At 61.5% G+C, this 26,095-nt stretch carries 22 protein-coding genes and 2 riboswitches; of the genes, 9 read left to right on the top strand and 13 right to left on the bottom strand.

Translation table 11 applies throughout. The features are described from left to right. Positions 1-2: 2 nt before the first annotated feature. The 4 genes from AB8B29_RS16240 to AB8B29_RS16225 all read left to right on the top strand — a co-directional run bounded on the left by AB8B29_RS16240 (position 3) and on the right by AB8B29_RS16225 (position 3,190). Complete coding sequence (locus AB8B29_RS16240) at positions 3-407, top strand: RNA-binding S4 domain-containing protein (protein ID WP_037195864.1); 405 nt, start codon at positions 3-5, stop codon at positions 405-407. Between the two features lie 207 nt (positions 408-614). Then, positions 615-953, top strand: a complete 339-nt coding sequence (gene fdxA, locus AB8B29_RS16235) for a ferredoxin FdxA (RefSeq protein ID WP_034509384.1) — start codon at positions 615-617, stop codon at positions 951-953. A 396-nt stretch (positions 954-1,349) separates the two neighbouring features. Beyond that, positions 1,350-1,922, top strand: a complete 573-nt coding sequence (locus AB8B29_RS16230; protein WP_034509382.1) for a CarD family transcriptional regulator — start codon at positions 1,350-1,352, stop codon at positions 1,920-1,922. A 404-nt stretch (positions 1,923-2,326) separates the two neighbouring features. Then, the gene (locus AB8B29_RS16225) at positions 2,327-3,190 is read left to right on the top strand and encodes an RNA polymerase factor sigma-32 (RefSeq protein ID WP_037195866.1); all 864 of its coding nucleotides are present in this window, start codon (positions 2,327-2,329) and stop codon (positions 3,188-3,190) included. A 39-nt stretch (positions 3,191-3,229) separates the two neighbouring features. Here AB8B29_RS16225 and AB8B29_RS16220 read toward each other — a convergent pair whose 3' ends face one another. The 5 genes from AB8B29_RS16220 to AB8B29_RS16200 all read right to left on the bottom strand — a co-directional run bounded on the left by AB8B29_RS16220 (position 3,230) and on the right by AB8B29_RS16200 (position 10,204). After that, a complete protein-coding gene (locus tag AB8B29_RS16220; RefSeq protein ID WP_037196164.1) occupies positions 3,230-4,654 on the bottom strand; it encodes a M48 family metalloprotease in 1,425 nt (474 codons plus the stop codon). Between the two features lie 379 nt (positions 4,655-5,033). Then, positions 5,034-5,762, bottom strand: coding sequence for a thiamine ABC transporter ATP-binding protein (locus AB8B29_RS16215; RefSeq protein ID WP_047637692.1), 729 nt, complete (start codon positions 5,760-5,762; stop codon positions 5,034-5,036). Then, on the bottom strand, positions 5,755-7,392 hold the full coding sequence (gene thiP, locus AB8B29_RS16210) for a thiamine/thiamine pyrophosphate ABC transporter permease ThiP (RefSeq protein WP_037196165.1): 1,638 nt from the start codon (positions 7,390-7,392) through the stop codon (positions 5,755-5,757). Before thiP ends, AB8B29_RS16215 begins: the two co-directional genes overlap by 8 nt. 10 nt (positions 7,393-7,402) lie before the next feature. After that, positions 7,403-8,431, bottom strand: coding sequence for a thiamine ABC transporter substrate binding subunit (gene thiB / locus AB8B29_RS16205; RefSeq protein ID WP_037195870.1), 1,029 nt, complete (start codon positions 8,429-8,431; stop codon positions 7,403-7,405). A gap of 50 nt (positions 8,432-8,481) precedes the next feature. Then, a riboswitch (TPP riboswitch) is annotated at positions 8,482-8,598 on the bottom strand. A 70-nt stretch (positions 8,599-8,668) separates the two neighbouring features. Further along, positions 8,669-10,204, bottom strand: a complete 1,536-nt coding sequence (locus tag AB8B29_RS16200) for an MDR family MFS transporter (protein WP_037195872.1) — start codon at positions 10,202-10,204, stop codon at positions 8,669-8,671. A 166-nt stretch (positions 10,205-10,370) separates the two neighbouring features. Between AB8B29_RS16200 and AB8B29_RS16195 the strand changes: the two genes are divergently transcribed. The 5 genes from AB8B29_RS16195 to AB8B29_RS16175 all read left to right on the top strand — a co-directional run bounded on the left by AB8B29_RS16195 (position 10,371) and on the right by AB8B29_RS16175 (position 18,127). Beyond that, positions 10,371-10,898: a MarR family winged helix-turn-helix transcriptional regulator gene (locus tag AB8B29_RS16195; RefSeq protein WP_112442051.1), complete on the top strand. Its 528-nt coding sequence runs from the start codon at positions 10,371-10,373 to the stop codon at positions 10,896-10,898. Between the two features lie 73 nt (positions 10,899-10,971). Then, the gene (locus AB8B29_RS16190; RefSeq protein ID WP_037195875.1) at positions 10,972-11,625 is read left to right on the top strand and encodes a thiamine diphosphokinase; all 654 of its coding nucleotides are present in this window, start codon (positions 10,972-10,974) and stop codon (positions 11,623-11,625) included. A 2-nt stretch (positions 11,626-11,627) separates the two neighbouring features. Then, the gene (locus AB8B29_RS16185; RefSeq protein ID WP_037195877.1) at positions 11,628-13,457 is read left to right on the top strand and encodes an ABC-F family ATP-binding cassette domain-containing protein; all 1,830 of its coding nucleotides are present in this window, start codon (positions 11,628-11,630) and stop codon (positions 13,455-13,457) included. 312 nt (positions 13,458-13,769) lie between these two features. Continuing rightward, a complete protein-coding gene (locus AB8B29_RS16180; protein WP_037195879.1) occupies positions 13,770-14,951 on the top strand; it encodes an efflux RND transporter periplasmic adaptor subunit in 1,182 nt (393 codons plus the stop codon). Beyond that, positions 14,948-18,127, top strand: coding sequence for an efflux RND transporter permease subunit (locus tag AB8B29_RS16175; protein ID WP_037195881.1), 3,180 nt, complete (start codon positions 14,948-14,950; stop codon positions 18,125-18,127). Before AB8B29_RS16180 ends, AB8B29_RS16175 begins: the two co-directional genes overlap by 4 nt. 94 nt (positions 18,128-18,221) lie before the next feature. On the opposite strand, the gene AB8B29_RS16170 is transcribed toward AB8B29_RS16175, so the two are convergent. The 8 genes from AB8B29_RS16170 to metA all read right to left on the bottom strand — a co-directional run bounded on the left by AB8B29_RS16170 (position 18,222) and on the right by metA (position 25,933). After that, positions 18,222-18,950, bottom strand: coding sequence for an SIS domain-containing protein (locus AB8B29_RS16170; RefSeq protein ID WP_037195883.1), 729 nt, complete (start codon positions 18,948-18,950; stop codon positions 18,222-18,224). Between the two features lie 23 nt (positions 18,951-18,973). Further along, entirely contained in the window at positions 18,974-20,131 is a 1,158-nt protein-coding gene (nagA, locus tag AB8B29_RS16165) for an N-acetylglucosamine-6-phosphate deacetylase (RefSeq protein WP_037195886.1), read from the bottom strand. Beyond that, the gene (locus tag AB8B29_RS16160) at positions 20,131-21,162 is read right to left on the bottom strand and encodes an SIS domain-containing protein (protein ID WP_037195888.1); all 1,032 of its coding nucleotides are present in this window, start codon (positions 21,160-21,162) and stop codon (positions 20,131-20,133) included. Before AB8B29_RS16160 ends, nagA begins: the two co-directional genes overlap by 1 nt. Next, positions 21,159-21,932, bottom strand: a complete 774-nt coding sequence (locus AB8B29_RS16155) for a GntR family transcriptional regulator (protein ID WP_037196166.1) — start codon at positions 21,930-21,932, stop codon at positions 21,159-21,161. The genes AB8B29_RS16160 and AB8B29_RS16155 overlap by 4 nt, the downstream gene beginning before the upstream one ends. Before the next feature lie 122 nt (positions 21,933-22,054). Continuing rightward, positions 22,055-23,080, bottom strand: a complete 1,026-nt coding sequence (locus AB8B29_RS16150; RefSeq protein WP_037195890.1) for an aldose epimerase family protein — start codon at positions 23,078-23,080, stop codon at positions 22,055-22,057. Between the two features lie 202 nt (positions 23,081-23,282). Next, the gene (locus AB8B29_RS16145) at positions 23,283-23,705 is read right to left on the bottom strand and encodes a hypothetical protein (RefSeq protein ID WP_037195892.1); all 423 of its coding nucleotides are present in this window, start codon (positions 23,703-23,705) and stop codon (positions 23,283-23,285) included. Positions 23,706-23,815: 110 nt separating this feature from the next. Beyond that, positions 23,816-25,003 carry a vWA domain-containing protein gene (locus AB8B29_RS16140; protein ID WP_037195894.1) on the bottom strand — a complete coding sequence of 396 codons (1,188 nt, stop codon included), beginning with the start codon at positions 25,001-25,003 and terminating at the stop codon, positions 23,816-23,818. A 3-nt stretch (positions 25,004-25,006) separates the two neighbouring features. Then, the gene (metA, locus tag AB8B29_RS16135; RefSeq protein WP_037195896.1) at positions 25,007-25,933 is read right to left on the bottom strand and encodes a homoserine O-acetyltransferase MetA; all 927 of its coding nucleotides are present in this window, start codon (positions 25,931-25,933) and stop codon (positions 25,007-25,009) included. Between the two features lie 50 nt (positions 25,934-25,983). Then, a riboswitch (SAM riboswitch) is annotated at positions 25,984-26,061 on the bottom strand. Positions 26,062-26,095: the final 34 nt, after the last annotated feature.

Genomic DNA, 26,095 nt, shown 5'->3' with positions numbered 1-26,095 from the left:
CCATGAAGGACGAGGGACAGACATTTTCCGGTTCGCGACAGCGCATCGACAAATGGCTGTTCTTTGCCCGCATGGTGAAATCCCGTTCGCTGGCGCAGGTCTATGTGCAGAATGGCAGCGTGCGGGTGAACGGCGAACGGGTCGTACAGCCGAGCTATGGCATCAAGGCAGGCGACCGGATCGAGCTGTCCCTCGAACGGCGCGATTTGGTCCTCGTCGTGCGTGCACCCGGCGAACGCAGGGGACCCTTTGAGGAAGCCAAGCTGCTCTACGAGGACCTGACGCCTCCGCCAGATGAGACAAAACGCCTCACGGCGTTCGAACAGGCCTTGCGGGCGCCGGGCAGCGGCAGGCCGACGAAACGCGACCGGCGCGCCATCGATCGCCTGACCAAGGACGGGGATTAGAAAACTCTGTCTGCCCCGGATGGTTTTCAAGATTGTTTGTCCTTGAAATTGGCTTACAAAGTCGATACCTCACCATCAACCTGCCGGTAACCAGCCGGACGGCACGCGTGCTCGCTTGGCATTCGTCTGTTCGTTCGGCACCGCGGGAGGGCGCGACGTTCCAGGTTGCGCATCCGCGGAAAACTAGAGACATTCCTGGAGTGCTTCATGACATACGTCGTGACCGACAATTGCATCCGCTGCAAATACACCGATTGCGTGGAAGTCTGCCCCGTCGACTGCTTCTACGAGGGCGAGAATTTTCTCGTCATCCATCCTGACGAATGCATCGATTGCGGCGTCTGCGAACCCGAATGTCCTGCCGAGGCGATCAAGCCCGATACGGAGCCGGGTCTCGACAAGTGGCTGAAGATCAATACCGAATATGCGTCCATCTGGCCGAATATCACGGTAAAGCGCGATCCGCTTCCGCAAGCCAAGGAAATGGACGGCGAAGAGGGCAAGTTCGAGAAGTATTTCTCGGCGAACCCGGGTGCGGGCGACTGATCGAAAGCCGTGACAGGCTGCCGATAAAGGTGTAGTCGATATCGCACGGAACGAATCATTGCCGTTGGGCCGCACGGGCTGTCAACGTGGCCTTTTTGGCGCGCGTGAAGCAAATTATTGATTTCCTCAGATTTTTGTGATAGCTTGCCCACACTGATCCACAGCGGCATTTCGCATGCCCAAAACCATCACGAAAGCAAATCACCAATCCGTACGCGGTTTCCTTGACATATCAACGTTTTGAGTTGTCGGGTCTGGGATCGCGATGGAGGGGTTTCTTTTGCATGAGTCTGGCTGGACCAGGATGAAGTCACCCGACGGTGCTTCCGTCTCATCCGGGCCTGACTGACCCGGCGCCGGCCTTTACCGGTGCGTAACAGGGAGTTTTTGAAAAGAATGACGACCCAGCAGAAAAAACCTTCAGCAGCACGCCATGGCTTCAAGACTGGTGAATCGATCGTATATCCCGCTCACGGGGTTGGTACGATCACCGCGATTGAAGAGCAAGAAGTCGCAGGCATGAAGCTTGAGCTTTTTGTGATCGACTTCGAAAAAGACAAGATGCGTCTGAAGGTGCCCGTGGCCAAGGCCATGAGCATTGGCATGCGTAAGCTTTCCGAGACGGATTTCGTCGAGCGTGCACTTAAGGTCGTCCAGGGCAAGGCCCGCGTCAAGCGTACCATGTGGTCGCGTCGCGCTCAGGAATATGATGCCAAGATCAATTCCGGCGATCTGATCTCTATCGCTGAGGTGGTTCGCGATCTTTATCGTGCCGAGAATCAGCCGGAACAGTCTTATTCCGAACGTCAGCTCTATGAAGCCGCGCTCGATCGCATGGCGCGCGAAATTGCTGCCGTAAACAAGATGTCGGAGACCGAAGCCGTTCGCCTCGTCGAGGCCAATCTCAACAAGGGTCCCAAGCGCGGCAAGGTCGTCGAAGAAGACGATTCCCAGGACGAAGCCGCATAAGACCAGTGCCAGATACTGCTTCAAAAAACCCGGCCCTCGTGCCGGGTTTTTTCTTTGGAACCTTTTTCCGTCTGCCGCGTTTAAAGCTCGTGTTGGCGGTCGGTGCGGGTTCCTTCCTACGGGTGAGTTGTCTCGACTGGCTGTTTCATTGATTGTTCACGAGGACCGGCCTATGCGTTTTCATTCGAAGCTCCCCGGCGATCTGAAGATGCTTCAATCGTCAGATTCGTTCGCTGATATCGAGTTAGACTAGTCATCGATTATCCGGCGAGCCGGAGATTGGTCTCCAATTGCATTTCATTCATTGATTTTCATCCGAGCAGGGATGTTCGGAAACGACGCTTGCTGCCCTTTTCGTCGACCGCGGCACAGAGACGACTTGAGGCCGAACCCAGGAGATGCATATGACGAATATGTCTGCAGATCGGCGCATGATTAAAGTTGCGATGGCTGCTCCATATCTAGATCGTGACGAAGAACATGATCTCGCCATACGTTGGAAGGATCACGACGATCGCGGCGCCCGCAATCAGATCGCAACCGCCCATATGCGCCTTGTCATTTCGATGGCAGGCAAATTCCGCAATTTCGGACTGCCGATGAGCGATCTCGTGCAGGAAGGTTACGTCGGCTTGCTGGAAGCTGCCGCCCGCTTCGAGCCGGAGCGGGAAGTGCGCTTTTCGACCTATGCCAGCTGGTGGATCCGCGCGTCGATCCAGGATTATATCCTGCGCAATTGGTCGATCGTGCGCGGCGGCACGAGTTCGGCGCAGAAGGCGCTGTTTTTCAATCTCCGCCGTCTGCGCGCCAAGCTCGCAAGAAGCAATTCGAGCATTACCGTTCAGTCTATCCACGAGGAAATCGCCGTCACGCTCGGCGTCAGCCTTGCCGATGTGCAGACCATGGATGCGCGCCTTTCCGGCAGCGACACCTCGCTGCAGGCGCCTTCGATAGCAAGCGATTCGGAGAGCGCCGAACGTATCGATTTTCTCATCAGCGACGAGCCGCTTCCGGATGAGCAGGTTTCCGACATGATCGATGGCGAACGTCGTCGCATCTGGCTCGCATCGGCGCTGAAGCACCTCAATGAACGCGAGATGAAGATCATCCGCGCCCGCCGCCTTGTCGAGGATGGGGCGACGCTGGAGGAGCTTGGCGCCGATCTCGGCATTTCCAAGGAACGTGTGCGTCAGATCGAAAGCCGCGCGATGGACAAGCTCCGCAGCGCGCTGGTGGATGCCGACCCGCGTATGGCAACCTATGCCTGAGAGACACCTTCTCCCGAGCGGGGGAAGGTAAACCCGCCGTTATTCCGCAATAATCTTGACCTTGTCGCCCGGTGCAATGTTTGCGCCGGTGGGCAGGGCATTGATCAGTTTGAAGAGGTCGAGCTTGCGGTCGGTGCCCATCATGCGGGCAGCAAGCGTGGTGATCGTATCGCCGGGCTTGACGGTGACGACGCGAACCCGCAACGGCTTCAGCGACGAAGCCTCCTCCGGGGTCATATGCCGGAAGCTCGACCGCAGCACATTGGCCGTCTGATCGAGCTGGGCGAGGTTCCCCTTCGGGACCGCCGTCAGGAAACGGAAGATCTGCGTGCGGTCGCGGATGACGGTGACGTCGAAATCCCAGCGATCAGCAGAAGCGCGCGCGGTGGCGGCCGGCATGCCGTTGACGGTGATCGATTGGATCGACGAAGGATCGAGGCCGGTCACCCAGCCGCTGGAAATATAATTCGTCAGGTTCTGGTTCTGGGTGTCGGCAACGCCGTCGAAGCGAATGGCGATATCGCCAGGACCGGTCGCCATGACAGCCTCGACCTTGTTGTCGATACGGAAATCAGGCGGCACGTCGAAACGAATGCCAAGGCCGCCATGCAGGAAGGTCTGGCCGCGCACATAGCCTTCCTCCGGGCTGTCGCCATAGAGCAGGCCGTCGATACCGTTCAGATAATAGTCGCGGCCGGTGTCGCCGACCTTGCCTTCCTCGCCGAATTCGCGGGCGTGTGCCTTGGCGAGGTCGATGCGCTGCGGAGTGCTCGGATGGCTGGACAGGAAGTCCAGGCTCTGGTCGACGTCGGAATTGGCCGTCATGAAGCGGCTGTAGTCTTCCATGGCGTTCAGGAAGCGTGCCGCGGCGTAAGGGTCATAGCCTGCCTGGCCGAGTGTGCGAATGCCGATCTCGTCGGCCTGCAGTTCCTGCTGGCGGGAGAAGGCGGCGAGGCGCAGCTTGCCGCGGGCCAGCGCCTGCTTGCCGGCGAGATCGCTCGACAGGACCTCGGCGACGACGCGGCTGGCGATGACCTCGGCCTCTTCGCGCTTCTGGCGTTCGATGCCGTGATTGGCTGTCACGTGCGCCATTTCGTGCGACAGCACGGCGGCAACTTCCGACGCATCGTTGGCAAGAGCCAGAAGGCCGCGCGTCACATAGAGATAGCCGCCCGGCAAGGCGAAGGCGTTGATCGACGGCGAATTCAGAATGGTGATGCGATAGGATTGCTGCGGGTTCTCCGACACGCTGGTCAAGGCGCCGGCGATGCGGGCAACGAGACGTTCGGTCTTGGCGTCCTTGTATTCGCCGCCGTAACTCGCGAGAATGCGTGGATGCTCGCGCGCGCCCATCTGCGCGCGCGGATCGTTTTTCTGCACCTCGGACACGATCTGCGGATTGGCTGAGGGCGAAACGCTCGGCTGATAGGACTGATCCATCACCGTTTGGCAGCTGTTCAACATTGCCGCGGCGACAAGAAGAGAAGCCAGGCGGCGCAAACGGGCTGCGACGGGCACGCTGATCCTTCGTTTTGCTCGTTCGCTCTGCTTCAGTACCTGTGTCTCACTCATTTCGCTGCCATGCCGGCTCGGCGCCAAAATCCGGTTGATCGTTACCGGGCCGATCGTCGTCGCGCGCCGATAAAGGTTGCTTTCACCCCATCAATCCGCGTTTACCGGACGGTCTCCACCCCTTGCTCTAGCCGATTTTGGCACCGGTTGCATAGCGAGACTCCGTTTAAATGTGGCAGCGTTGTATTTTAGCAAGCATTTCTCCCAGGACTTTCAGCCGTTTGGCTGGACGAAATTAAGGCAAAACCGGCAACAGCATGCTGCGTCGCATTCAATGCTGCAAAAATGTGGTCAGTGCCGGAATGCCGCCCTCCTTCAGGAAGGCTTCGATGGGCGCGGAAAGCCGAATCGTGCCGCCGTCGATGAAGACGGCATGGTCGGCAAGACGCCTGACCTCGGCCGGATCGTGCGAGACGATGAGGACCGTATTACCGCTTTCGTGGTGGAGAGCCTTCAGCAGCTCGACCATGCCGGAGCGCAGCCCAGGATCGAGTGCGGCGAAGGGTTCGTCCAGGAGCAGGATCGGTTTGTCGCGCACCAGTGCCCTGGCGAAGGCTGCGCGCTGCCGCTCTCCGCCGGAAAGCGTTCCCGGCTTGCGCTTTTCGAAACCCGGGAGCCCGACACGCGCCAGGGCTTCCGAGACCCTTTGGCGGTCCCGGGCGGAGAGTTTCAACGACGGGCTGATGCCAAGGCCGACATTGGTGAAGAGATCCAGATGGGCAAAGAGATTGTTGTCCTGGAAGACGAGCGACACCGGCCGTTCGGCGGGATGCTTGCCGGTCACATCCTGTCCGGCAAGCAGGACGCGGCCGCGATCGGGCTGTTCGAAGCCGGCCAACAGGTTGAGGAAGGTCGACTTGCCCGAGCCGGAGGGGCCGGCAATGGCAATGATCCTGCCCTCCGGCAATGCGCAATCGAAGCGGAAATCATGCGTGCCGAGGCGCAGTTCTACGCCGGTCATCGCGATGCTGCGTTCGATCATGTCGCCGCGGTCAGTCATTTCGCCTGCCTTCGTCTTCGCGGGTGCCTTGGCCCGCCGTGCCGGCGATGGTGAGGAGAAGGCATACCACGCCGAGGATCAAGGCATATCCGTCGGCATCGTTGGTGCGGTAGCTGCCGAGCTTGCTGTAGACCAGCCAGGGCAGGGTCATCAGGCTGTCCGAGCCGAAAAGAGCGACAGCGCCGAGATCGCCGAGCGAAAGCGCGATGGCGAAGGAGAGCGCCGTGAAAAGCGGTTTGCGCAGGCCGGGCCAGTCGATCAGGCGCAAGCGGGAGAGCCCCTCAAGGCCGAGGCTCGCCGCCAGCCGCTCGGTGCGGCGTCTATGAACCACGTAAGCCGGCTCGAGGACGCGGATGACGAAGGGCAGCGCCATCAGCGCATTGATTGTCACGATCAGGACGGCGGCGAAGCGGCTGGGATCGCCGAATGGCCTGAGCGCCAGGAACCAGCCGGTTGCCAGCACGATCGGCGGAACGAGCAGGATGAGGGAGGAGGTTCCACTCAGAGCCGTCGCCAGACCGCGCAGGCTGAAGGTCTTGTTGCGGTCGGCCGAGATCACCGAGCGGGTGCGGATGATCGCGAACGATATTGCCACGGCCAGAAGGCCGGCGGCGAGTGCGATGGCGAGGCTCGTGACAGCCGCCTGCAGGAAGATCGTCTGACCGGCGAGCTTGAGAAGATCGGCTTCGAGGCCGGCGACGACGACTGAGGCAAGCGGCAGGCCGATGAAGAGGGCAGCGCTTGACAGCAATACAGCATCGGCCCATCGCGCGGCGCGCAGCTGCCCGTCGATGCGCCGCAGGGAGCGGCCGCTCGTCAGCCCATGATCGTCAGGCGAGGGAAACAGTGTCATCGCGCCGAGAATCGCGGCTGTGACGACGATCTGCAGCAGCGACAGCAATACGGCACGACCGGGATCGAAATCGAAGCGCAGCGCCTGGTAGATCGCGACTTCCAGCGTGGTTGCGGCCGGGCCGCCGCCGAGGATCAGCACCAGTGTGAAGCTGGTGGCGCAGAGCATGAAGATCAGACCGGCGATGCCGGGAATGAGGCCGCGCAAGACAGGCCATTCGATGAAGCGAAAGACCGAGGCGGGCCGCATGCCGAGGCCTCCGGCAACAAGCCAATATTCCGCCGGCACACGCTCCAGCCCGGCGAGCATAAGCCGGCAGGCAAGCGGCATATTGAAGAAGACATGCGCCAGCAGGATGCCGGCAAGGCCGTATATGCTGACGGGCTGCGACAGGCCAAGTGCCGTGAGGGCCTGATTGAGCAATCCCTGGCGCCCCCAGATGCCGAGCAGACCGAGCGCACCGATCAGGACAGGCAGGCCCATGGGCACGGCCATCAGGCGGATCAGCCACAGCCGGCCGGGAAAGCGCGGCTGGCGCGCCAGGGCGCGGGCGACGGGGATGGCAAGCACGATGGAGAGCAGCGCCGACAGGGTCGCCTGCAGCAGGGTGAACCGCAGCACGCGCAGCAGATAGGGATCTGCGAGCGTGGAGTCGCCGCCGGATTCGATGCCGGCGGCAAGCAGGACGACGACGGCGATCCCGACGAAAAGCGCGATGCCGGCGAGGCTGAGCGCCCCGCCGGAAATGGCGCGTCTTCTTTCGAGTGCCGTCAGCATGGTCGCGATGTCAGTTGCCGCTGGTGGCGGCAAGCCATTCGTCGATCCAGGCCTTGCGGTTCTTCTCGACGACTTCAGGACTCATGAGGAAGGTCTTCGTCGGCACTACGAGCTTGCTGAAGGCGTCCGGCAGCGGCGTCGATGTGGCGGAGGCCGGCATCATCCAGTTGCTGGTGGGGATGATGTCCTGGAAGGCCGGCGACACCATGAATTTCAGGAAATCGCGGGCAAGGTCCTTATTCGAAGACGATTTGACGAGGCCGGCGACCTCGATCTGGATGTAATGTCCTTCGGAGAAGGCAGCCGCCTGATAGCGGTCGGTCTTTTCCTCGATCATGTGATAGGCCGGCGACGTGGTGTAGGAGAGCACCATCGGCGCTTCGCCCTTGGTGAAGAGATCATAGGCCTCCGACCAGCCGGGCGTCACCGTCAGGATGCGGCCCTTGAGCTTGGTCCAGGCATCGGCTGATTTGTCGCCGTAGATCGACTTGACCCAGAGCAGGAGGCCGAGGCCCGGTGTCGAGGTGCGCGGATCCTCGATGACGATCTTCTGCTGGGGATCGCCCTCGACGAGATCCTTCATGCTCTTCGGCGGGTTCTTGACCGTCTGCGTGTCATAGATGACGGCGAAATGGCCGTAGTCATAGGGCACGAAGACATCATCCTTGAAATCGCCGGGAACCTTGAGCGCCGATGTGTCGACGCCGCTCGCATCGAACAAGCCGGTATCCTTGGCTTCATTGACTAGATTGGTGTCGAGGCCGAGAACGATATCGGCCTTGGTGCCGGCGCCCTCGAGCTTGAGGCGGGACAGAAGCGCCACGCCGTCGGTGACGCTGACGTAGTTGACCGTGCAGCCGCATGTCTTTTCAAAGGCGGCCTTGACCTTGGGGCCGGGACCCCAATCGGCGGTAAAGCTCTCATAGGTGTAGATGGTCAGCGTCTTGTCGGCAGCCTGGGCGGCCTGGGCAGTAAAAAACGTCGTGCCGGCGGCGAGAGCCAGGCCGGCGAAGAATGACAATAGCGATCGGTCGTGCATGACAGCGCCTCCTCTTTGGTTTCGTCTTGAAGGGGAAAAGGGCGCCATGATTTCGTCACGCGTCTAATCCCTCCGCCGGTGTTAGCCGGATCAGGTTCCGCGGGTTGGCCTGTCAAAGCCTCTCAGCCAAATATCCCAAAGGACATAAGGCACCCCGTTAGAGCATCGGCAGATTTAGCCTTGTGACGAAGGGATGACAAGGGGAATGATTCCCCCGTCGATTGCAGGCCGCACGATCTATTCGGCGGCTTCGGCGGCAACCGTGTTTTCGAATTTCTTGGTGGCGCCGGGCAGCTGCACGTTCTTCAGCGTGAGCGCTGTCAGAAGGCCGAGCAGGCAGATGCCGGCTGCCGTCATGAACAGGGGACTGAAGGCACTTGCATAGGCATTGGCGACGGCTTCGCGGGTGGCTTCCGGCAGGGCCGCCATCATCTTCGGCGTCAGTTCCTTGATGTCGGAAACGCCTGAAATCGAGACACCGACATTGCCGAGCTTGGCGGCGATGATGGCGCCATAGATGGAGATGGCGATCGAGGCACCGCCCATCCGCGACAGCGTCACCGCGCCGGTAGCAGCACCGACGTCGCGGCTATTGGCGGCGTTCTGCACGCCGATGACAGGCACCTGCTGCGCAAGGCCGATACCGATGCCGTGCAGCAGCATCAGGCCGCCGATGACGGCGATGGGCGTGCCGGCATGGACGAAGGCGAGCGAGCCGAAAGCAATGGTGCTGCAGGCGGCGCTGGCGACGGCAAAGGGTTTGTAGCGGCCTCTTGCCGCGATCAACCTGCCGGCGGAAAGCGAGCCGCAGACGATGCCGCCGGTCAAAAGGATGAACAGCAGGCCGGCCAGCGAGGGCGAAAGGCCCGTCGTCGTCTGCAGGAAGAGAGCGAAGTAGTTGACCATGCCGATGGCGACCGCACCGCTGGTGATCGAGATGATCAGGAGCAGGCCGAATGTCGGATTGCGGAACAGTGTCATCGGCACGATTGGCTCGGGCGCACGCCGCTCGATGAAGACCCAGGCGATAGCGCAGATGACACCGAAGGCGATGATGCCGAGGCATTGCGGCGACAGCAGCGATCCGAAGAGTTCGGTGCCGTCTGCGGCGAGCACGATGCTTGTCGTCGTCAGTGCAAGAACAAGCGCGCCGGCATAGTCGATCTTCGGCCGGCGGGCCGGCTTGCGGTAGGGCAGCATGGTGGCGAGGCCGGCGAGCACGATGAAGCCGATCGGCACATTGACGAGGAAAATCGAGCGCCAGCCGAACAGATCGCTCATCGTGCCGCCGAGGACGGGGCCGATGGCGCCGGACGCCATCAGCACGAGGCTCGAATAGCTCTGGTAGCGGGCGCGTTCGCGCGGCTCGAAGAGATCGGCGTTGACGGCGAAGATCGACACCATGATGCCGCCGCCGCCGAAGCCCTGCAGCACGCGGGCGGCGATCAGCGTGTCCATCGACACCGCAAGGCCGCAGACGGCGGAGCCGACAGTGAAGATCGCGATCGCCGTCATCATCACATATTTGCGGCCGAAGAGGTCGCCGAGCTTGCCATAAACAGGCATCACGGCGGAAAGGGAGAGAAGATAGGCCGATCCAATCCAGCCGAAGCGTTCCAGATGCCCGAACTCGCCGACGATGGTAGGGAGTGCCGTCGATACGATCTGATTGTCGAGCGTTGCCATGAACATGGCGGTCATCAGAAACAGGAAGAGAATAAGCCGCCGCCTGGGATCCGTCACGAGCGGCGCGAACGTTGTCTGCATGTCCATGGAGCAAGATATCCCAGCTTGTCCGAAACGCTGCGCAGTCGAGCGAATGCGCGGGGCGCCCCGCCTTCATATAGGAAACATATGTGCTGTTAGCATATAATTGTCAATGACAGGTGAATGCTGTTTGCATGTTTTATTTCTTTTCCGCCTCTGATATGGTGGAAAGATGACATCAGCGATGAATACACGTGAAGTTGAAGGCCCGCCGCTGACCGAAGACGCGAATCTCCTGCTGATCGGTCAGGCGATGACGCGCATGCGCCTGCTGACAGGCCGCCGTATGATCGGCAGGCTCGCCATCCAGAACGTCGCCCCGGGGCTTGAGCTTTCGCATCTAGATGTGCTCGACGTCGTGAGGCGGGCAGAGGCCACAGGCGAAGTCACCGTCGGGACGATTGCGGACATCCTGCGCATCGATCCGTCGCGGGCGAGCCGCATCGTTGCCGATATGGTGGCGCGCGGTGTCTTGCGGCGAAAGGCGTCCCAGGCAGATGCGCGGCGCATCGTCGTCGTGCTCACCGCGCTGGGGCAACGGTTGCTGTCGGAAATTCAGGCGCAAAAATACTCCGTCATCGGCGGCATCTTTGCCGATTGGTCGGCTGAGGAAATCAAGAGTTTCTCGTTGTTGTTCGATCGCTATGTCACAGGCTATGAACGCGTTATTGAGGCCCGCCTCAAGGAAACGGCCGACTGAGCGGCCGACACGGGTCGTTCTTGCGAACGGCGCTCTTCCCTAGGGATACGACTTTGCGCTATGGGCTTGGCGCATGAGCCAGTCCACCACCTTCACCATCCTACTCGGCGGCGAGCTTCGCATGACGGATCGGTTGCGCGCCGCGGTTTCCGGTAGCCGTTTCATCGCGGCCGACGGCGGCATGCGCCATGCCGTGGCGCTTGGCGCAGAGCCGGAGCTCTGGGTCGGCGATTTCGATTCCACATCCGCGGACCTCCTCGCGGCGTTTCCCAAGGTGCCGAAGCAGCCCTATCCGGCGGCGAAAGCGGCAACCGATGGCGAGATTGCCGTATCGGAGGCAATCGATCGTGGGGCAACCAGGTTGATCCTCGCCGGGGCCATGGGTGGCGAACGGTCTGATCATGCGATCCAGCACCTGCTCTACGGCGTCCAGCTCGCCGAAAAGGGCTTTGATGTGCTGCTGACCTCCGGTGATGAGGAAGCGGTGCCGCTTCCGCCGGGAGAGCTGATGCTTCAGCTACCGACCGGATCGCTGTTTTCGGTTCTCGGTTTCAGCGACCTTACGGGGCTTTTCATCGACAATGCCCGTTATCCCTTGCGCGATTTCCATCTGCCCTTCGGCACGTCGCGCACCATTTCCAATGTGGCGGAAGGCGCTGTGCGCTTTTCGCTCGGCAGCGGCAGGGCGATCGTCCTTGCCCGCCCTTATGATCTCAGCGGAGTCTGATCTTGGCCCCTCCCATTCTGAAACTCGACGCCATCTTCCTGAGCTTCGGCGGAGCACCCCTGCTCGCCGGCGCCGGGCTGCAGGTGGAGCCGGGTGACAAGATCTGCCTCGTCGGCCGCAATGGTTCGGGCAAGTCGACTCTTTTGAAGATCGCAGCCGGCATGGTCGAGGCGCAGTCCGGCGAAGTGTTCCGTCATCCGTCGTCGACCGTGCGCTATCTCGAACAGGCACCGGATTTCGCCGATTACAAGACGGTGGCCGCCTATGCCGAAGCCGGGTTGGGGCCTGGCGACGATCCCTATCGCGTCACCTATCTCCTGTCGCATCTCGGCCTCACCGGCGAAGAGGATCCGAAGAACCTTTCAGGCGGCGAAGCGCGCCGTGCGGCTCTTGCCCGCGTTCTGGCGCCGGAGCCGGACATCCTTCTGCTCGATGAGCCCACAAACCATCTGGACCTGCCAACCATCGAATGGCTGGAAGGCGAGCTGCAGAAGACCCGCAGCGCGCTGGTATTGATCTCGCACGACCGTCGTTTCCTCGAAAAAGTCTCGACGGCGACCGTCTGGCTCGATCGCGGCACCTCGCGGCGGCTCGATCGCGGCTTTGCATTCTTCGAAGCCTGGCGCGATCAGGTGCTGGAAGCCGAAGAGCTGGAGCAGCACAAGCTCGGCAAGGCGATCGAGCGCGAGGAGCACTGGCTGCGCTACGGCGTGACCGCGCGGCGCAAGCGCAACATGCGCCGCCTCGGCGAATTGCACGACATGCGCTCGCGCCATCGTGGCCACAGGGGCGCGCTGGGTTCCGTGCAGGCGACCGCCGCGGATGCGCAGGAGAGCGGCAAGCTGGTGATCGAGGCCGAGAAGATCACCAAGGCCTATGACGAACGCGTCATCGTGGCGCCGTTTTCGATCCGCGTGCATCGCGGCGATTGCATCGGCCTCGTCGGCCCGAACGGCGCCGGCAAGACGACGCTCCTGAAGATGCTGACCGGCCAATTGGCCCCGGACAGCGGCACGGTGAAGCTCGGCACCAATCTGGAGATCGCCACGCTCGACCAGAAGCGCGAAGAGCTTGATCCCGAGGACACGCTTGCCAACTACCTGACCGACGGGCGCGGCGAAAACCTGCTTGTCAACGGCGAGCAACGGCATGTAACCGGCTACATGAAGGAATTCCTGTTTCAGCCGGAGCAGGCCCGCACGCCGATCAGGAATCTTTCCGGCGGCGAGCGCGCCCGGCTGATGCTGGCGCGTATCCTGTCGCGGCCGACCAATCTGCTGATCCTCGACGAACCCACAAACGATCTCGACATCGAGACGCTCGATCTGCTGCAGGAAATCGTCGCCGGCTTTTCCGGCACGGTCATCCTCGTCAGCCACGACCGCGATTTTCTCGACCGCACCGTGACCTCGACGATCGCGCCCGCCAACCCGGAAGATCCGGACGGCCGATGGATCGAATATGCCGGCGGCTATTCGGACATGCTCACACAGCGCAAGGGCGCGATGGAAGAGCGCAAGCGGGCGGAAAAGGCGGCTGAAAAGCCGAGGGCCGCAGAGACTGCGTCATCCGCCGCGGACGCTTCGAAAGGCAAGGCCAAGCTTTCCTACAAGCAGAAATTCGCATTGGAAAACCTGCCCAAGGAAATGGCCAAGGCGGAAGCGGAGATCGCCGTCCGCGAGAAGAAAATGGCCGATCCCACTCTCTTCACCAAGGATCCCGCTACGTTCAATCGTCTTGCGGCAGAGATGGAAAAGCTGCGCGAAAGCTTGATCAGGATGGAAGAGGAATGGCTTGAGCTTGAAATGCTGCGCGAGGAGCTGGAGGGCTGATATCTCTGCCAGCTCGCCCTATGCGCGTCCGTCTATATTAGAAAAAACAATCGGTTGCGCTCGGTCGCGGCCGCTTCATTCCCTGTTGTCGAATCCGATAAACTGTTTATACATTAACGCATGCTGCCGGACGATGAGCCGGTTGATACCCCCGGGCCGGCGCGGCCCGTGGTGCATGTTGGGGAAGTCCGAAGAGACTTGATTGGATTTCGCCTGATGGCGACAGGTCCTTCGTAAAAGTTGCAGGCAAATATCGTAGACGTTTAACGCGGCGGCGCTTATTGTCGTGTGCGGTTTTTCGAGGGGGCCTTCATGCCGATGCTGCCGCGTGCCATCTTGTTCAGCTGTGTAATCACCGTTTTCTCGAGCGCCCAGGCGCTGGCGCAAAGCGCGCCGCCGGCTGCGCCCGTCACGGTCGCCAAGCCCGTCGTTCGCGATGTCATCGACAGCGACGAGTTCATCGGGCGCTTCCAGGCGGTCGACGAGGTCTCCGTGCGCTCGCGGGTCGGCGGTTATCTGCAGGAGGTGCATTTCAAGGACGGCACCATGGTCAAGCAGGGCGACCTGCTCTTTGTCATCGACCAGCGGCCGTTCATCACCACCTTGAACGAGGCGACGGCGTCGCTGGAGGTGGCGAAATCGTCGCTCACGCTTGCCGATGCGCAATTCAAGCGGACGGAATCCCTGTCGACGACGGGCAGCCAGTCGGCCTCGAACCTGGACGATCGCCGCCGCGACCTCATCTCGGCGCAGGCGAATGTGCGTGGGGCGGAGGCGGCCGTGGATCGCGCCAATCTCGACATGGATTTCACCAAGATCACCGCGCCGCTCAGCGGCCGGATCGACCGTCGGCTGATTTCCGTCGGCAATCTCGTGCAGGCCGATCAGACCATCCTCACGACCATCGTGTCTCTCGACCCGATCGATTTCTATTTTGACGTCGATGAGCGCCGGCTGCTTTCCTATGCCGACGAGGCGCGCAAGAACGGCAGCGCCTTGCAGCAGGGCGGCGGCGGTCTCAACGTCACCGTGACGATCGCCGACTCTCACCAGAAGTCTTTCAAGGGCAAGCTCGACTTTGCGGAAAACCGTGTGGACAATCAAACGGGTACGATCCGTGTTCGCGCTACCTTCCCCAACCCCGATCTCATTCTCCAGCCCGGCCTGTTTGGGCGCATCCAGGTGCAGGGCTCTAACAGCTACAAGGCGATTCTGGTGCCCGACGAAGCCATCGGTTCGGATCAGAACCAGCGTGTCGTCTATGTCGTCGACACGGCCGGCAACGTGACGCCGAAGTCGGTGCGGGTCGGGCCGAAGCTTTATGGCTACCGGGTGATCCGCGACGGCATGACCGGTGACGAGACCATTATTGTCAACGGCCTGATGCGCATCAGGCCCGGCGTCAAGGTCGCGCCTCAGCTGATCGAATTGCCGCAGGAAGCGTCGAATGACGAGCCGCCGGCTCAGGCGGACGCACAGGGGACGGATCAATGAGGTTTTCCCATTTTTTCGTCGACCGGCCGATTTTCGCGTCGGTTCTGTCCATCGTGCTGCTGATCGTCGGCGGCATTGCCTATTTCCAGCTTCCGGTGGCGCAATATCCGGAGGTCGCGCCTCCCACGATCGTGGTGCGCACCTCCTATCCGGGCGCCGATTCCCAGACGATCGCCGATACGGTGGCGACGCCGATCGAGCAGGAGGTCAACGGCGTGGAAGACATGCTCTACATGTCCTCCTATTCCAGCGCCGACGGCTCGATGTCGCTGACCATCACCTTCAAGCTCGGCACCGATCTCGACAAGGCACAGGTGCTGGTGCAGAACCGCGTCGCCATTGCCGAACCGCGCCTGCCCGATGATGTCCGCCGCATCGGCATCACCACGGTCAAAAGCTCGCCGGATCTGATGATGGTCGTGCATCTGCTCTCGCCGAGCAACCGCTACGACCAGCTTTATATCTCCAACTATGCCCGAACGCGCATCCGCGACCTTCTCGTCCGTCTCGACGGTGTCGGCGACGTGCAGCTCTTCGGCGAGCGGCAATATTCGCTGCGCATCTGGCTCGACCCGGAAAAGCTCGCCGCCTACGGCATGACCGCAGGCGACATCGTCCAGGCGTTGCGGGACCAGAACGTGCAGGTGTCCGGCGGCTCGATCGGCGGGCCGCCGGTTTCGGGCACCAACGCCTTTCAATATACGGTGACGACCCAGGGGCGTTTTTCCGATGCGCGGCAATTCCGCTATGTCATCGTCAAGGCGACGGATAGCGGCCGGCTCGTGCAGCTGCAGGACGTGGCGCGTATCGAGCTCGGCGCGCAGGACTACGTTACCAACAGCTATCTGAACGGCAAGCCGGCGGTTGCGCTCGGCATCTTTGCCCGCCCCGGCACCAATGCGCTTGACGCCGCCGCAAGCATCCAGAAGACGATGCAGAGCCTGGCGCAGGATTTTCCGCAGGGCCTCGAATATCGCATCGTCTACAATCCGACCGAATTCATCGCGGAATCGATTTACGAGGTCTATAAGACGATCTTCGAGGCAGCCGTGCTCGTTGCCATCGTCGTGCTGGTCTTCCTGCAGTCGTGGCGGACGGCGATCATTCCGATCGTCGCCATTCCGGTATCGCTCATCGGGACCTTCGCCTTCCTGCTCGCCTTCGGTTTCTCGCTGAACATGCTGACGCTGTTCGGCCTGGTGCTCGCCATCGGCATTGTCGTCGACGACGCGATCGTGGTCGTCGAAAACGTCGAGCGCAACCTGGCGCTCGGGATGACGCCAAAGGAGGCGTCGCATGTGACGATGAACGAGGTCGGCACTGCAGTTCTGGCGATTTCGCTGGTCCTGATCGCCGTCTTCCTGCCGACCGCCTTCATTCCGGGCATAACGGGACAGTTCTACCGGCAGTTCGCGGTGACCATCTCCATCGCAACGGCGATTTCCTGCCTGAATTCGTTGACGCTGTCGCCAGCAATTGCCGCCATCGTGTTGCGTCCACACGACCACAAGAAATCCAACAATATCGTCTCGCGTTTCGGTCGCGCTCTGGGCGATGGGTTCAATAGGGGTTTCGAGTCGATGAGCAGGGGCTATTCCTGGGTCATCCGCCATCTCGTCACCACCTGGGTCGCGCTTGGCTGCGCTCTTCTCGTGTTCGTCGGGCTGCTCGGCGCGACCTGGTTCATGGGCAGGATCGTGCCGCAGGGCTTCGTTCCCACAATGGACCAGGGTTATGCCATCGTCGTCGTGCAATTGCCGGATGGAGCGTCGCTGGCGCGCACCAATGCCGTCATCGAGAAGGCGACCGCGATCATCAACAAGACGCCTGGCGTGGAAAACGCCGTTGCTTTTGCCGGCTTCAATGGCGCGACCTTCACCAATGCCTCGAATTCGGGCGTCATCTTCACGCCCTTCAAACCCTTCGAGGAGAGATTGAAGAGCGGCGAGACGGCCATGAAGATCATCGGCCAGATCTATGGCAGCCTCCAGGGCATTCAGGAGGCCTTCATCATCGCCATTCCGCCGCCATCGATCCGCGGCGTCGGCAATTCCGGCGGCTTCAAGATGCAGATCATGGACCGCGAAAATCCCGACATGCGCCGGATCCTGCCGCTGGCCTATCAAATGATGGGCGCTGCCGCACAGAATAAGGGTGTCAGCGGCGTCTTCACCACCTTCTCGGCCAACAGCCCGCAATATTTCCTGGCGATCGACCGCGACAAGGCGCGGGCGCTGAACGTGCCGATCCCGAACATCTTCGAGACGCTGTCGATCAACCTCGGCACGTCCTACGTCAACGACTTCAACGCCTTCGGCCGCGTCTATCAGGTGCGGGCGCAGGCCGACCAGCAATATCGCATGGACCGGGAGGATATTCTGGCGCTGAAGGTTCGCTCAGCCACTGGCGCGCTGGTGCCGCTCGGCACCCTCGTCGATATCCGGGATACGACCGGGCCGACGCTGGTGCAGCGCTACAACATGTATGTCTCGGTTCCCATCCAGGGCAATCCGGCGCCGGGCGTCTCCACCGGTACGGCCCTCGACACCATGGAGGGGCTGGCGAAGAACCTTCTTCCGACGGGCACGACCTTCGAATGGACGGAGCTTGCCTATCAGGAAAGGAATACCGGCAATACGGCGGTCTATATCTTCGCCCTGTCGGTCATCTTCGTTTTCCTCGCGCTTGCGGCCCAGTATGAAAGCTGGACGCTGCCGCTCGCCATCATCCTCATCGTGCCCCTGGCGGTGCTCGCCGCATTGATCGGGGTGCATCTGAGAGGCATGGACAACAATATCCTGACGCAGATCGGACTTATCGTGCTGATCGGCCTTGCGGCCAAGAACGCGATCCTGATCGTCGAATTCGCGCGTCAGGCGCAGCTCGAAGGAAAGAGCGCGGTGGAGGCGGCGATCGAGGCCAGCCATCTGCGTCTGCGGCCGATCCTGATGACGGCCTTCGCATTCATCTTCGGCGTTGTGCCGTTGATGATCGCCACCGGGCCCGGCGCGGAAATGCGCCAGTCGCTCGGCACGGCCGTATTCTCCGGCATGCTCGGCGTGACGCTGTTCGGCCTGTTCCTGACGCCGGTGTTCTACGTCGTGCTGCGCAGGCGGCGTAAGCAGACAGAGGCAGTGGTGGAAGAGCCGTCAGCCTCAGACGCGGCGGCGCAATAACATCAATTGGAGCGGCTCAGCTTTCCATGGGATTGCTGAGCCGCTCCAATCGTTTGCTTTCATGCAATTCCGGACTGAAAACCGCCGCGCGTTTCTAGAGATGCGGGTTGCGTGGCCGGTATTTCTTCACCAGCCGCTGATTGGTTTCCTTGGCGCCCGGCATGTTGGCGCTGAGGTAGACCGGCGGCTCGCCGTCCTTGCAGAGCTCGGCGGCGACATCGGCGAAGATGGCGTTCAGCACCGTGGTGCCGATGGCCGTCGACGCCGGCCCGACCTTTAGATCGGTGCCCGGCAGGTCGATGATGGCGTCGCCCGGCGGCAGGCCATTGTCCAGCACGATATCTGCGATATCAGCAAGCCTCCTGCGGCCGTTGGCGATGGCGGCCGAATAGGCGGACGAGGTGATGGCGATGACGGTCGCGCCGATTTCTCGGCCGAAATCGGCAGCCTCGATCGGCGCGGCATTGACGCCAGAATTGGAGGCGATGATCAGCACGTCGCCCGGCTGCATGCCATAGCGCTCGAAGATCGGGCGGATGAGGCCCTCCGTGCGTTCATAGACCGAGCTGATGACGGCGCCTTCGTGCAGCATGGCGGATCCCACAAGCACCGGGATGGTGAAAGCCAAGCCGCCGGCGCGATAGTGCACCTCTTCCGCCAGCATATGCGAATGGCCGGTGCCGAAGACATAGACGCGGCGATCGGCGCGCGCTGCCGTGCAGATGGCGGCGGCGGCCCTCGACATCGGTTCCGCCAGCGCTTCGCGCAGGGTTTCCAGCCGGTCGATGAGGGCGGAGAAATAGCTGTCTGTGATTGTGCTCATGCCGTGCCTCCTTCTCGATTGTTTCAAGCCGAAGGCTGGCCCGAGATCCATGTTTGAGTGACCTCGATGCCGTCGTCGATATGGACCAGGTCGGCGCGGGTTCCGGGCGTCAGGTGGCCACGATCGCCGAGCCGCAGGAAGCGGGCGGGATAGGAGGTCGCCATGCGCAACGCTTCGGCCAGCGGCAGTTCAAGGACATTGACGCCATAGCGGATGGTGGAAGCCATATCGACATCGGAGCCGGCGAGCGTGCCGTCGTCCAGCGTCAGCTTGGAGCAATAGCCGCCCTTGGTGCGATAGACCGTGCGGCCGTTCAGCGTGAAGCTCGGAAGATCGGTGCCCACGAGCGACATGGCATCCGTGACGAAGAAAAGCCGGCCTTCACCGCGCTTGGCGCGAAGTCCAACGCGCAGCGCGATCGGATCGACATGGTGGCCATCGGCGATGATGCCGCACCACGGGGCAGGGTGGTCGATCGCCGCGCCGACAAGGCCCGGCGCACGATGGCCCATCTGGCTCATGGCGTTGAAAAGATGGGTGACGCCGCGGGCGCCGGCATCGAAACGCGCATTTGCCGCTTCCGCCGTGCAGTCGCTATGGCCGATGCTGACGATGACGCCGCCTTCGGCAAGCGCCTGCACCTGCCGCTCCGTCACCTGTTCGGCCGCCATGGTGACCAGCAGCGTACCGATCGCCTCACGGGCGCGGATGAAGGTTCTGACATCGCTGTCCTCGACCGGACGCATCAGCTCGGCCAGATGCGCACCCTTGCGGGCCGGCGCCAGATGCGGGCCCTCGAGATGCAGGCCGGCGACGCCGCGATTGGCCTTCACGGCCTCGACTGCCGCCTCGATTGCGGCCGTCGTCGCGGCCGCGACATCGGTGATCAGCGTCGGCAGCAGCGAGGTGGTGCCATAGGGGCGATGCCCCTCGGCGATCATGTACATGGATTCGGCCGAGGGCTCGTCATTCAGCATGCGGCCGCCACCGCCGTTCACCTGAGCGTCGATGAAGCCCGGCGACAGGACGCCGCCGTTAAGCTGGACCGTTTCGGCGTTGTCGGGCACGTCGTTGGCACTGGTGATCGCGTGTATGCGGCCGTTGCCGATCACCAGTGCACTGTCGTCGTGAAAGCGGTCGCCGTCGAAAATTCGGGCGCCGGTAAAGACCTTATAGTCCATCACATGGTCTCCGTGATCTTGAGAAGGTTAGCCGGCTTGTCAGGATCGAAGCCCTTGCGGCGCGTCACGGACTCGATGAGGCGGTAGTAGCAAAGCAGCGATACCAGCGGATCAAGCAGGCCGTTCCCGGTGGTCGGCATGCGCAGGTTGATCCCGGCAAGCGGAGCGGTCGAGAAGGAGACGGCGGTTGCGCCGAGCTTCTGCAGTCGCTCCAGCGCCCGGGCATTGTTGGCGAAGGCCGCGTCATCGGGCGAGAAGGCGACGATGGGGAAGCCTGGCTGCACCAGCCGCATCGGGCCATGCATCAGTTCGGCCAGCGAAAAGGCTTCGGCGTGCAGGCCGGCGGTTTCCTTGGCCTTCAGCGCGGCTTCAAGTGCGATGGCGAAGGCGGGGCCGCGTCCGCCGGTATAGAGCGAGGAGGCGTTGAAGAGCACGTCTTCGGCAGCCTTGCCGTCGATGCCCGAGGTGGCCCTCAGTGCTTCCGGCAGCCTGGCTAGGCCGGCGAAGAGGGCTTGGTCCTGCGAGATCGTTGCGGTGACGCCGGCAAGGGCTGCAACGGAGGCGATGAAGGATTTCGTGGCGGCGACGCTCTGTTCCTTGCCGGCATTGAGGCCGAGCACGATGTCGGCCTCGTTGGCAAGCGGGCTGTCGGTGACGTTGACGACGGCGATCGTGGTAGCGCCGCCCTTCTTGGCGGCGGCCTGCATGGCGATGATATCGGGACTGCCGCCGGATTGCGACACGGTGAAGTGGATGCCGCCCTTTAGGTGGAGCGGAACGCCATAGACGGAGGCGATCGACGGGCCGACCGAGGCGACCGGGATGCCGCAGGATATTTCCAAGAGATATTTGAAGAAGGTCGCGGCATGGTCGGAAGAGCCGCGCGCGGCTGTCGTGACCAGCGACGGGCGCGTGGAGGAGAAGAGCTTCGCGATTTCGGCAAAGGCGGGCTTTTCCTTGTCAAGCAGCGTTGCAACCACGTCCGGCGACTGGCCGGCTTCCGTCAGCATCAGGGATTGGGTCTCGCTCATAGGTCATCTCCAATTCTCAATTCGGCTACAAAATCATAGGCATCGCCGCGATAATGCGAGCGGGTGTATTCGACGACGCGCTGGTCCGCGAGGCGTGACACCCGTTCGATCAAAAGCGCCGGCGCTCCGGCCTTGACGGTCAGGATCGATGCGGATGTGGGGTCCAGCGTCACGGCCGTCAGCCTTTGCTGGGCACGCACGGGCTTGAAGCCTTTGGCAGCGAGCGCATCATAGAGCGAACCCTCGGATACCGCGTCCTCGCCGAGGAATTTGATGGGGACGACGGCGCGTTCGATGGCGAGCGGCTGGCCGTCGGCCAGGCGCAGGCGGTCAAGCCGCAGCACAGGTTCGTCAAGGCCGAGGCCGAGCAGGAAGGATTCCTCCGGCGCCGGCGCGCTGATGGTGCGCGACAGGATGCGGGCTGCCGGCTCGCGGCCGCGTGAGCGCATGTCGGCGGAGAAGGAGGAGAGGCGCCAGAGCGGCTGCTCGATGCGCTCGACATGCTGCGAGACGAAGGTGCCGCTGCCGTGGCGGGATTCGATGACGCCCGAAGCGAGCAGGTCGCGATAGGCCGTTCGCACCGTGACGCGGCCGATCTGCAGGGCGCCGGCAAGATCGCGTTCGCCGGGCAGCGCGGTGCCCGATTTCAGCAGTCCCTCCTGAATAAGGCCCGTCAGTGCCTGCGCCAGACGCTTATAGAGCGGCCCACTCCCGGTCCCATCGCTGAGGCCGCGGCTGTTCAATTCAGCGATCAAACTGGTTCTATCCATGATGTGCATATAGAACCTATTTAGAACCAATTCACAAGGCGAATCTGCCTGCGGGCCTAAAAAGAATCGGCCGGGCGCTTTGGACGCCCGGCCGAATTTCAAGAGAGCGGGGCATGCCCCGATCAGTTCTTGGTGAAGATGTAATCCGTTTCCTGCCGCAATACCTCGCCCGGGCGGAGCACGGCATTGGGGAAGCCTTCGTGATTGATCGCGTCGGGCCAAACCTGCGTTTCCAGGCAGAAGCCGGCGAACGGTCCGATCTTGCGGCCATCATGGCCGGGAACCGGAACGTCGAGCTTGAAGCCGGTATAGAACTGCACGCCGGGTTCGGTGGTGCGCACCTCCAGCGACACGCCGGAATTGACGCTGCGGGCCAGCACAACGGAACGCTTGGCAGTGCGCTCGGTCGAGAGGCAGAAGTTATGGTCGTACAGCGCCTGCTCCGTTCCGTCGAAGCGCTTCATCGGCGCCATCTCGCGGAAATCGAACACAGTGCCTTCGACCGAACGCACTTCGCCCGTGGGTACCTGCTTCTCATCCGTCGGCGTATAGTGATCGGCGGCGATCATGATGTCGTGACCGAGAGCATCGTCGCGGCCGTCAAGATTGAAATAGGCATGCTGGCAGACGTTGGCGAGCGTCGGCTGGTCGGTGGTCGATTCGTAGGTGACCGACAGTTCGCCGTTGCCATGCACTCGATAGGTCGCCTGTATCGTGCAGTTGCCGGGATAGCCGGCGCGCCCGTCGGGATCGACGATCTTGAGGACTACGCGGTCGGTGTCGTGCTCAACGATCGTCCAGTTGCGCTTGGCGATATTGTCCTTGCCGCCGTGCAGGTGCGTGACGCCCTTTTCGTTGAGCTCGAGCTGGTATTGCTTGCCATCCAGCGTGAAGCGGCCAGCGCCGATGCGGTTGGCGCAGCGGCCGGGCGTGGCGCCGAAATAGGAGGAGTGGAGGGGATAATCGGCAAAATTGTCGAAGCCGAGCAGAAGCGAGGGCCCGTGGCCGTCAAGGCGCAGATCCTGGACGACCGCCCCCCAGGACATGATGTGGGCGGTCAGGCCGCCACCGACGATCTTGACGCGATAGACGGTATCCCCATCCGCCGTCGTCCCAAAAATTTCCCGCTGCAAAGTGCTTTCCGTCATATCAACTCATCCATTGCTTTTGAGTATGCGAGGTCAGACCCTGCCTCCATTCGCGCCGTTCCGCAACCAGTTCGATGGCGAAAACTAGGGGCGAGCAGAGGAGAGGCAAGGTCTGATTAGGCTTTGCCGCTGGCTTGGGACTGGCACGTTATGCTGCGAATGTGCGGTGCGTAAGACAGGCGGTCGATTTCATCCTGATCTACTATGTCTTGCCGTAACGAAGTTTGGCTGTCCGTCTGCTGAAAAGCGTTCTGACCATTTGGTTCGACCCATCCGCTTTTTCGGTCTTCATGATCACCATCAATCTGTCGCCGCGAACGGCGAGAAGGATATAGAACGCTTTTTGACTATATTTTTCCACGTAGGAGTTCCAACGTCCCATGCCTGCCGCGTAGCTGGAATTTCCGTTGCTGCTCGTCTCTGCGGTGGCGCTCCAGCCGTTGTTCGTGCTGATCCTCATGAATCTGCCTTGCCTGATTATTCCCACGCGGCATTTTTCACCGGCGCTCACGTTGGAGTCGATCTGTTCCCATTGTCCGGAGAAGCCCTCTTCCTCGGATCTTGCCTGCTGCGAGACGAGCAAAATGGTTGCGATGAAGAGAAGTAATTTTACAGCGTGGCGCACGCATATCTCCACCAGTTTCCGCAGCGATTTGGGACGGTATCTGCTGTGCTTCTTTATCTACAAATGGTTGTGGTAATTTGGTGGCGCTGCGGCATGCAAATGCTGATCAGTTAGCGTGACAATTCCTTCGTCGCTCTCTCCAGCCCGCCAAGCGTCAGGGGATACATGCGATCGGTCATCAGACGGCGTATCATCGAGATCGAGGTCGTATGGCCCCAATAGCTTTCCGGAACGGGGTTGATCCAGATGCATTTGCGGAAATGGCCGGTCATTCGGGCGAGCCAGGCCTCGCCGGCCTCCTTGTTCCAATGCTCGACCGAGCCGCCCGGCTGCGTGATCTCGTAAGGGCTCATCGCGGCGTCGCCGACGAAGACGACACGGTAGTCGGGACCGAAGGTGCGGATCAGATCCGTTGTCGCTGTCACATCGACACGCCGGCGACGATTGTCCTTCCACACGCCCTCATAGAGGCAGTTGTGAAAGTAGAAATACTCCATGTGCCGAAACTCGGAGCGGGCGGCGGAAAACAGCTCTTCCACCCCACGAATGTGATCGTCCATCGAGCCGCCGACATCGAAGAACATCAAGAGCTTGACGGCGTTGCGCCGTTCCGGCCGGGTCTGGACGTCGAGATAGCCGTGTTCGGCGGTGGAGCGGATGGTGCCGGAGAGATCCAGCTCGTCGGCCGCCCCCTCGCGCACCCAGCGGCGCAGGCGCTTCAGCGCCACCTTGATGTTGCGGGTGCCGAGCTCGACGCCGTCGTCGAGATTCTGGAAGTCACGGCGATCCCAGACCTTCACCGCCCGGCGATTGCGCGACGTCTCTTGGCCGATGCGCACGCCTTCAGGGTTATAGCCATAGGCGCCGAAGGGCGATGTGCCTGCCGTGCCGATCCATTTCGATCCGCCCTGATGCCGGCCCTGCTGTTCGGCCAAGCGCTGGCGCAGTGTCTCCATCAGTCTGTCGAACCCGCCGAGCGCCTCGATCTGCTTCCGTTCTTCTTCGGTGAGATGCTTTTCCGCCAGCTTGCGCAGCCATTCGTCGGGGATGGCCGTTGCCTCCACCGCGTCAGCATTGGCCCCGATCGCCTCCACGCCACGGAAATAATCGGCGAAAACCTGGTCGAAGCGGTCGATGAAGCGCTCGTCCTTGATCAGCGTCGTACGGGCCAGATAGTAGAAGGCCTCGATATCGTAATCGGCTATCCCTTCTTCCATCCCTTCGAGCAGCGACAGGAATTCCCGGAGCGTGACCGGCACCTTCGCTTCCTTCAGCTTCAGGAAGAAGGGAATGAACAAGGCTCAAGCCCTTTCTTGGCCGATCTCCTCCAGATCATAAGGCGTGGTCTGGTAGATTTCGTTGATCCAGTTGCCGAAGAACAGATGTGCATGGCTGCGCCACCGGTTCTGTGGCGGAATCTCCGGGTCGTTATGGGGGAAGTAGTTATGCGGCATCTTGATCGGCACGCCCGCATTCACATCCCGGAAATATTCGTCCGCCAGCGAGGTGGAATCATACTCCACGTGATTGAACATGTAGAGCCGGTTGCAGGCCTGTTCGTGCACGAGACAGACGCCCATTTCGCTTGAATCCATCAGGATCTGCAGGCCAGGCACCTTTTCGATGTCGGCGCGGCGCACTTCCGTCCAGCGCGAGACCGGAATGGCGAAATCGTCGGAGAAGCCGTTCAGATAGACGGATGACGGTGCAAGGTTCTGGTGGCGATAGACGCCGAAGGCCTTCTCCTTCAGCGTATGCTTCGGCACACCATGGAAATGATAGGCGGCGGCCATCGCCCCCCAGCAGACATTCATCGTCGAATGGACATTGGTCGCCGTCCAGTCGAAGATCTGCCGCATCTCGTCCCAGTAGGTGACCTCTTCATACTCCAGCAGCTCGATCGGCGCGCCGGTGATGATGAAACCGTCGAACTTGTGATCCTTGACCTCTTCCCAGGTCTGGTAGAAGGAAAACAGGTGTTCCTCGGAGGTGTTCTTGGCCTTGTGGCCGCCGACGCGCACCAGCGAGAACTCCGTCTGCAGCGGCGATGCGCCGATGAGGCGCGCCATCTGTATCTCGGTCTTGATCTTGTTCGGCATGAGGTTGAGAAGCCCGATCTGAAGGGGGCGGATATCCTGGCGGATCGCCACCGTTTCGGTCATCACCCGCACGCCCTCGTTCCGGAGGGTCTCAAATGCGGGCAGCGTATCGGGAATCTTGATGGGCATTGTTTTCACTCGACCAAATACAAAAAAACCGGCCGCGATCATGAATCGCTACCGGTCCGCACGCGGCCCTTTAGCGACTTATTTAACGTGGCTGCAAGCCGGCCGGCCAAATCACCACAGAAGGAATTTCATAAACCTGCTGTTCCCGCTGGTCAATGGGCA

It is taken from the genome of Rhizobium sp. 11_C7_N12_5, from assembly GCF_051811145.1.
GTDB classification, from domain to species: domain Bacteria; phylum Pseudomonadota; class Alphaproteobacteria; order Rhizobiales; family Rhizobiaceae; genus Rhizobium; species Rhizobium lusitanum.
This window is presented reverse-complemented; position numbering and strand designations above follow the sequence as displayed.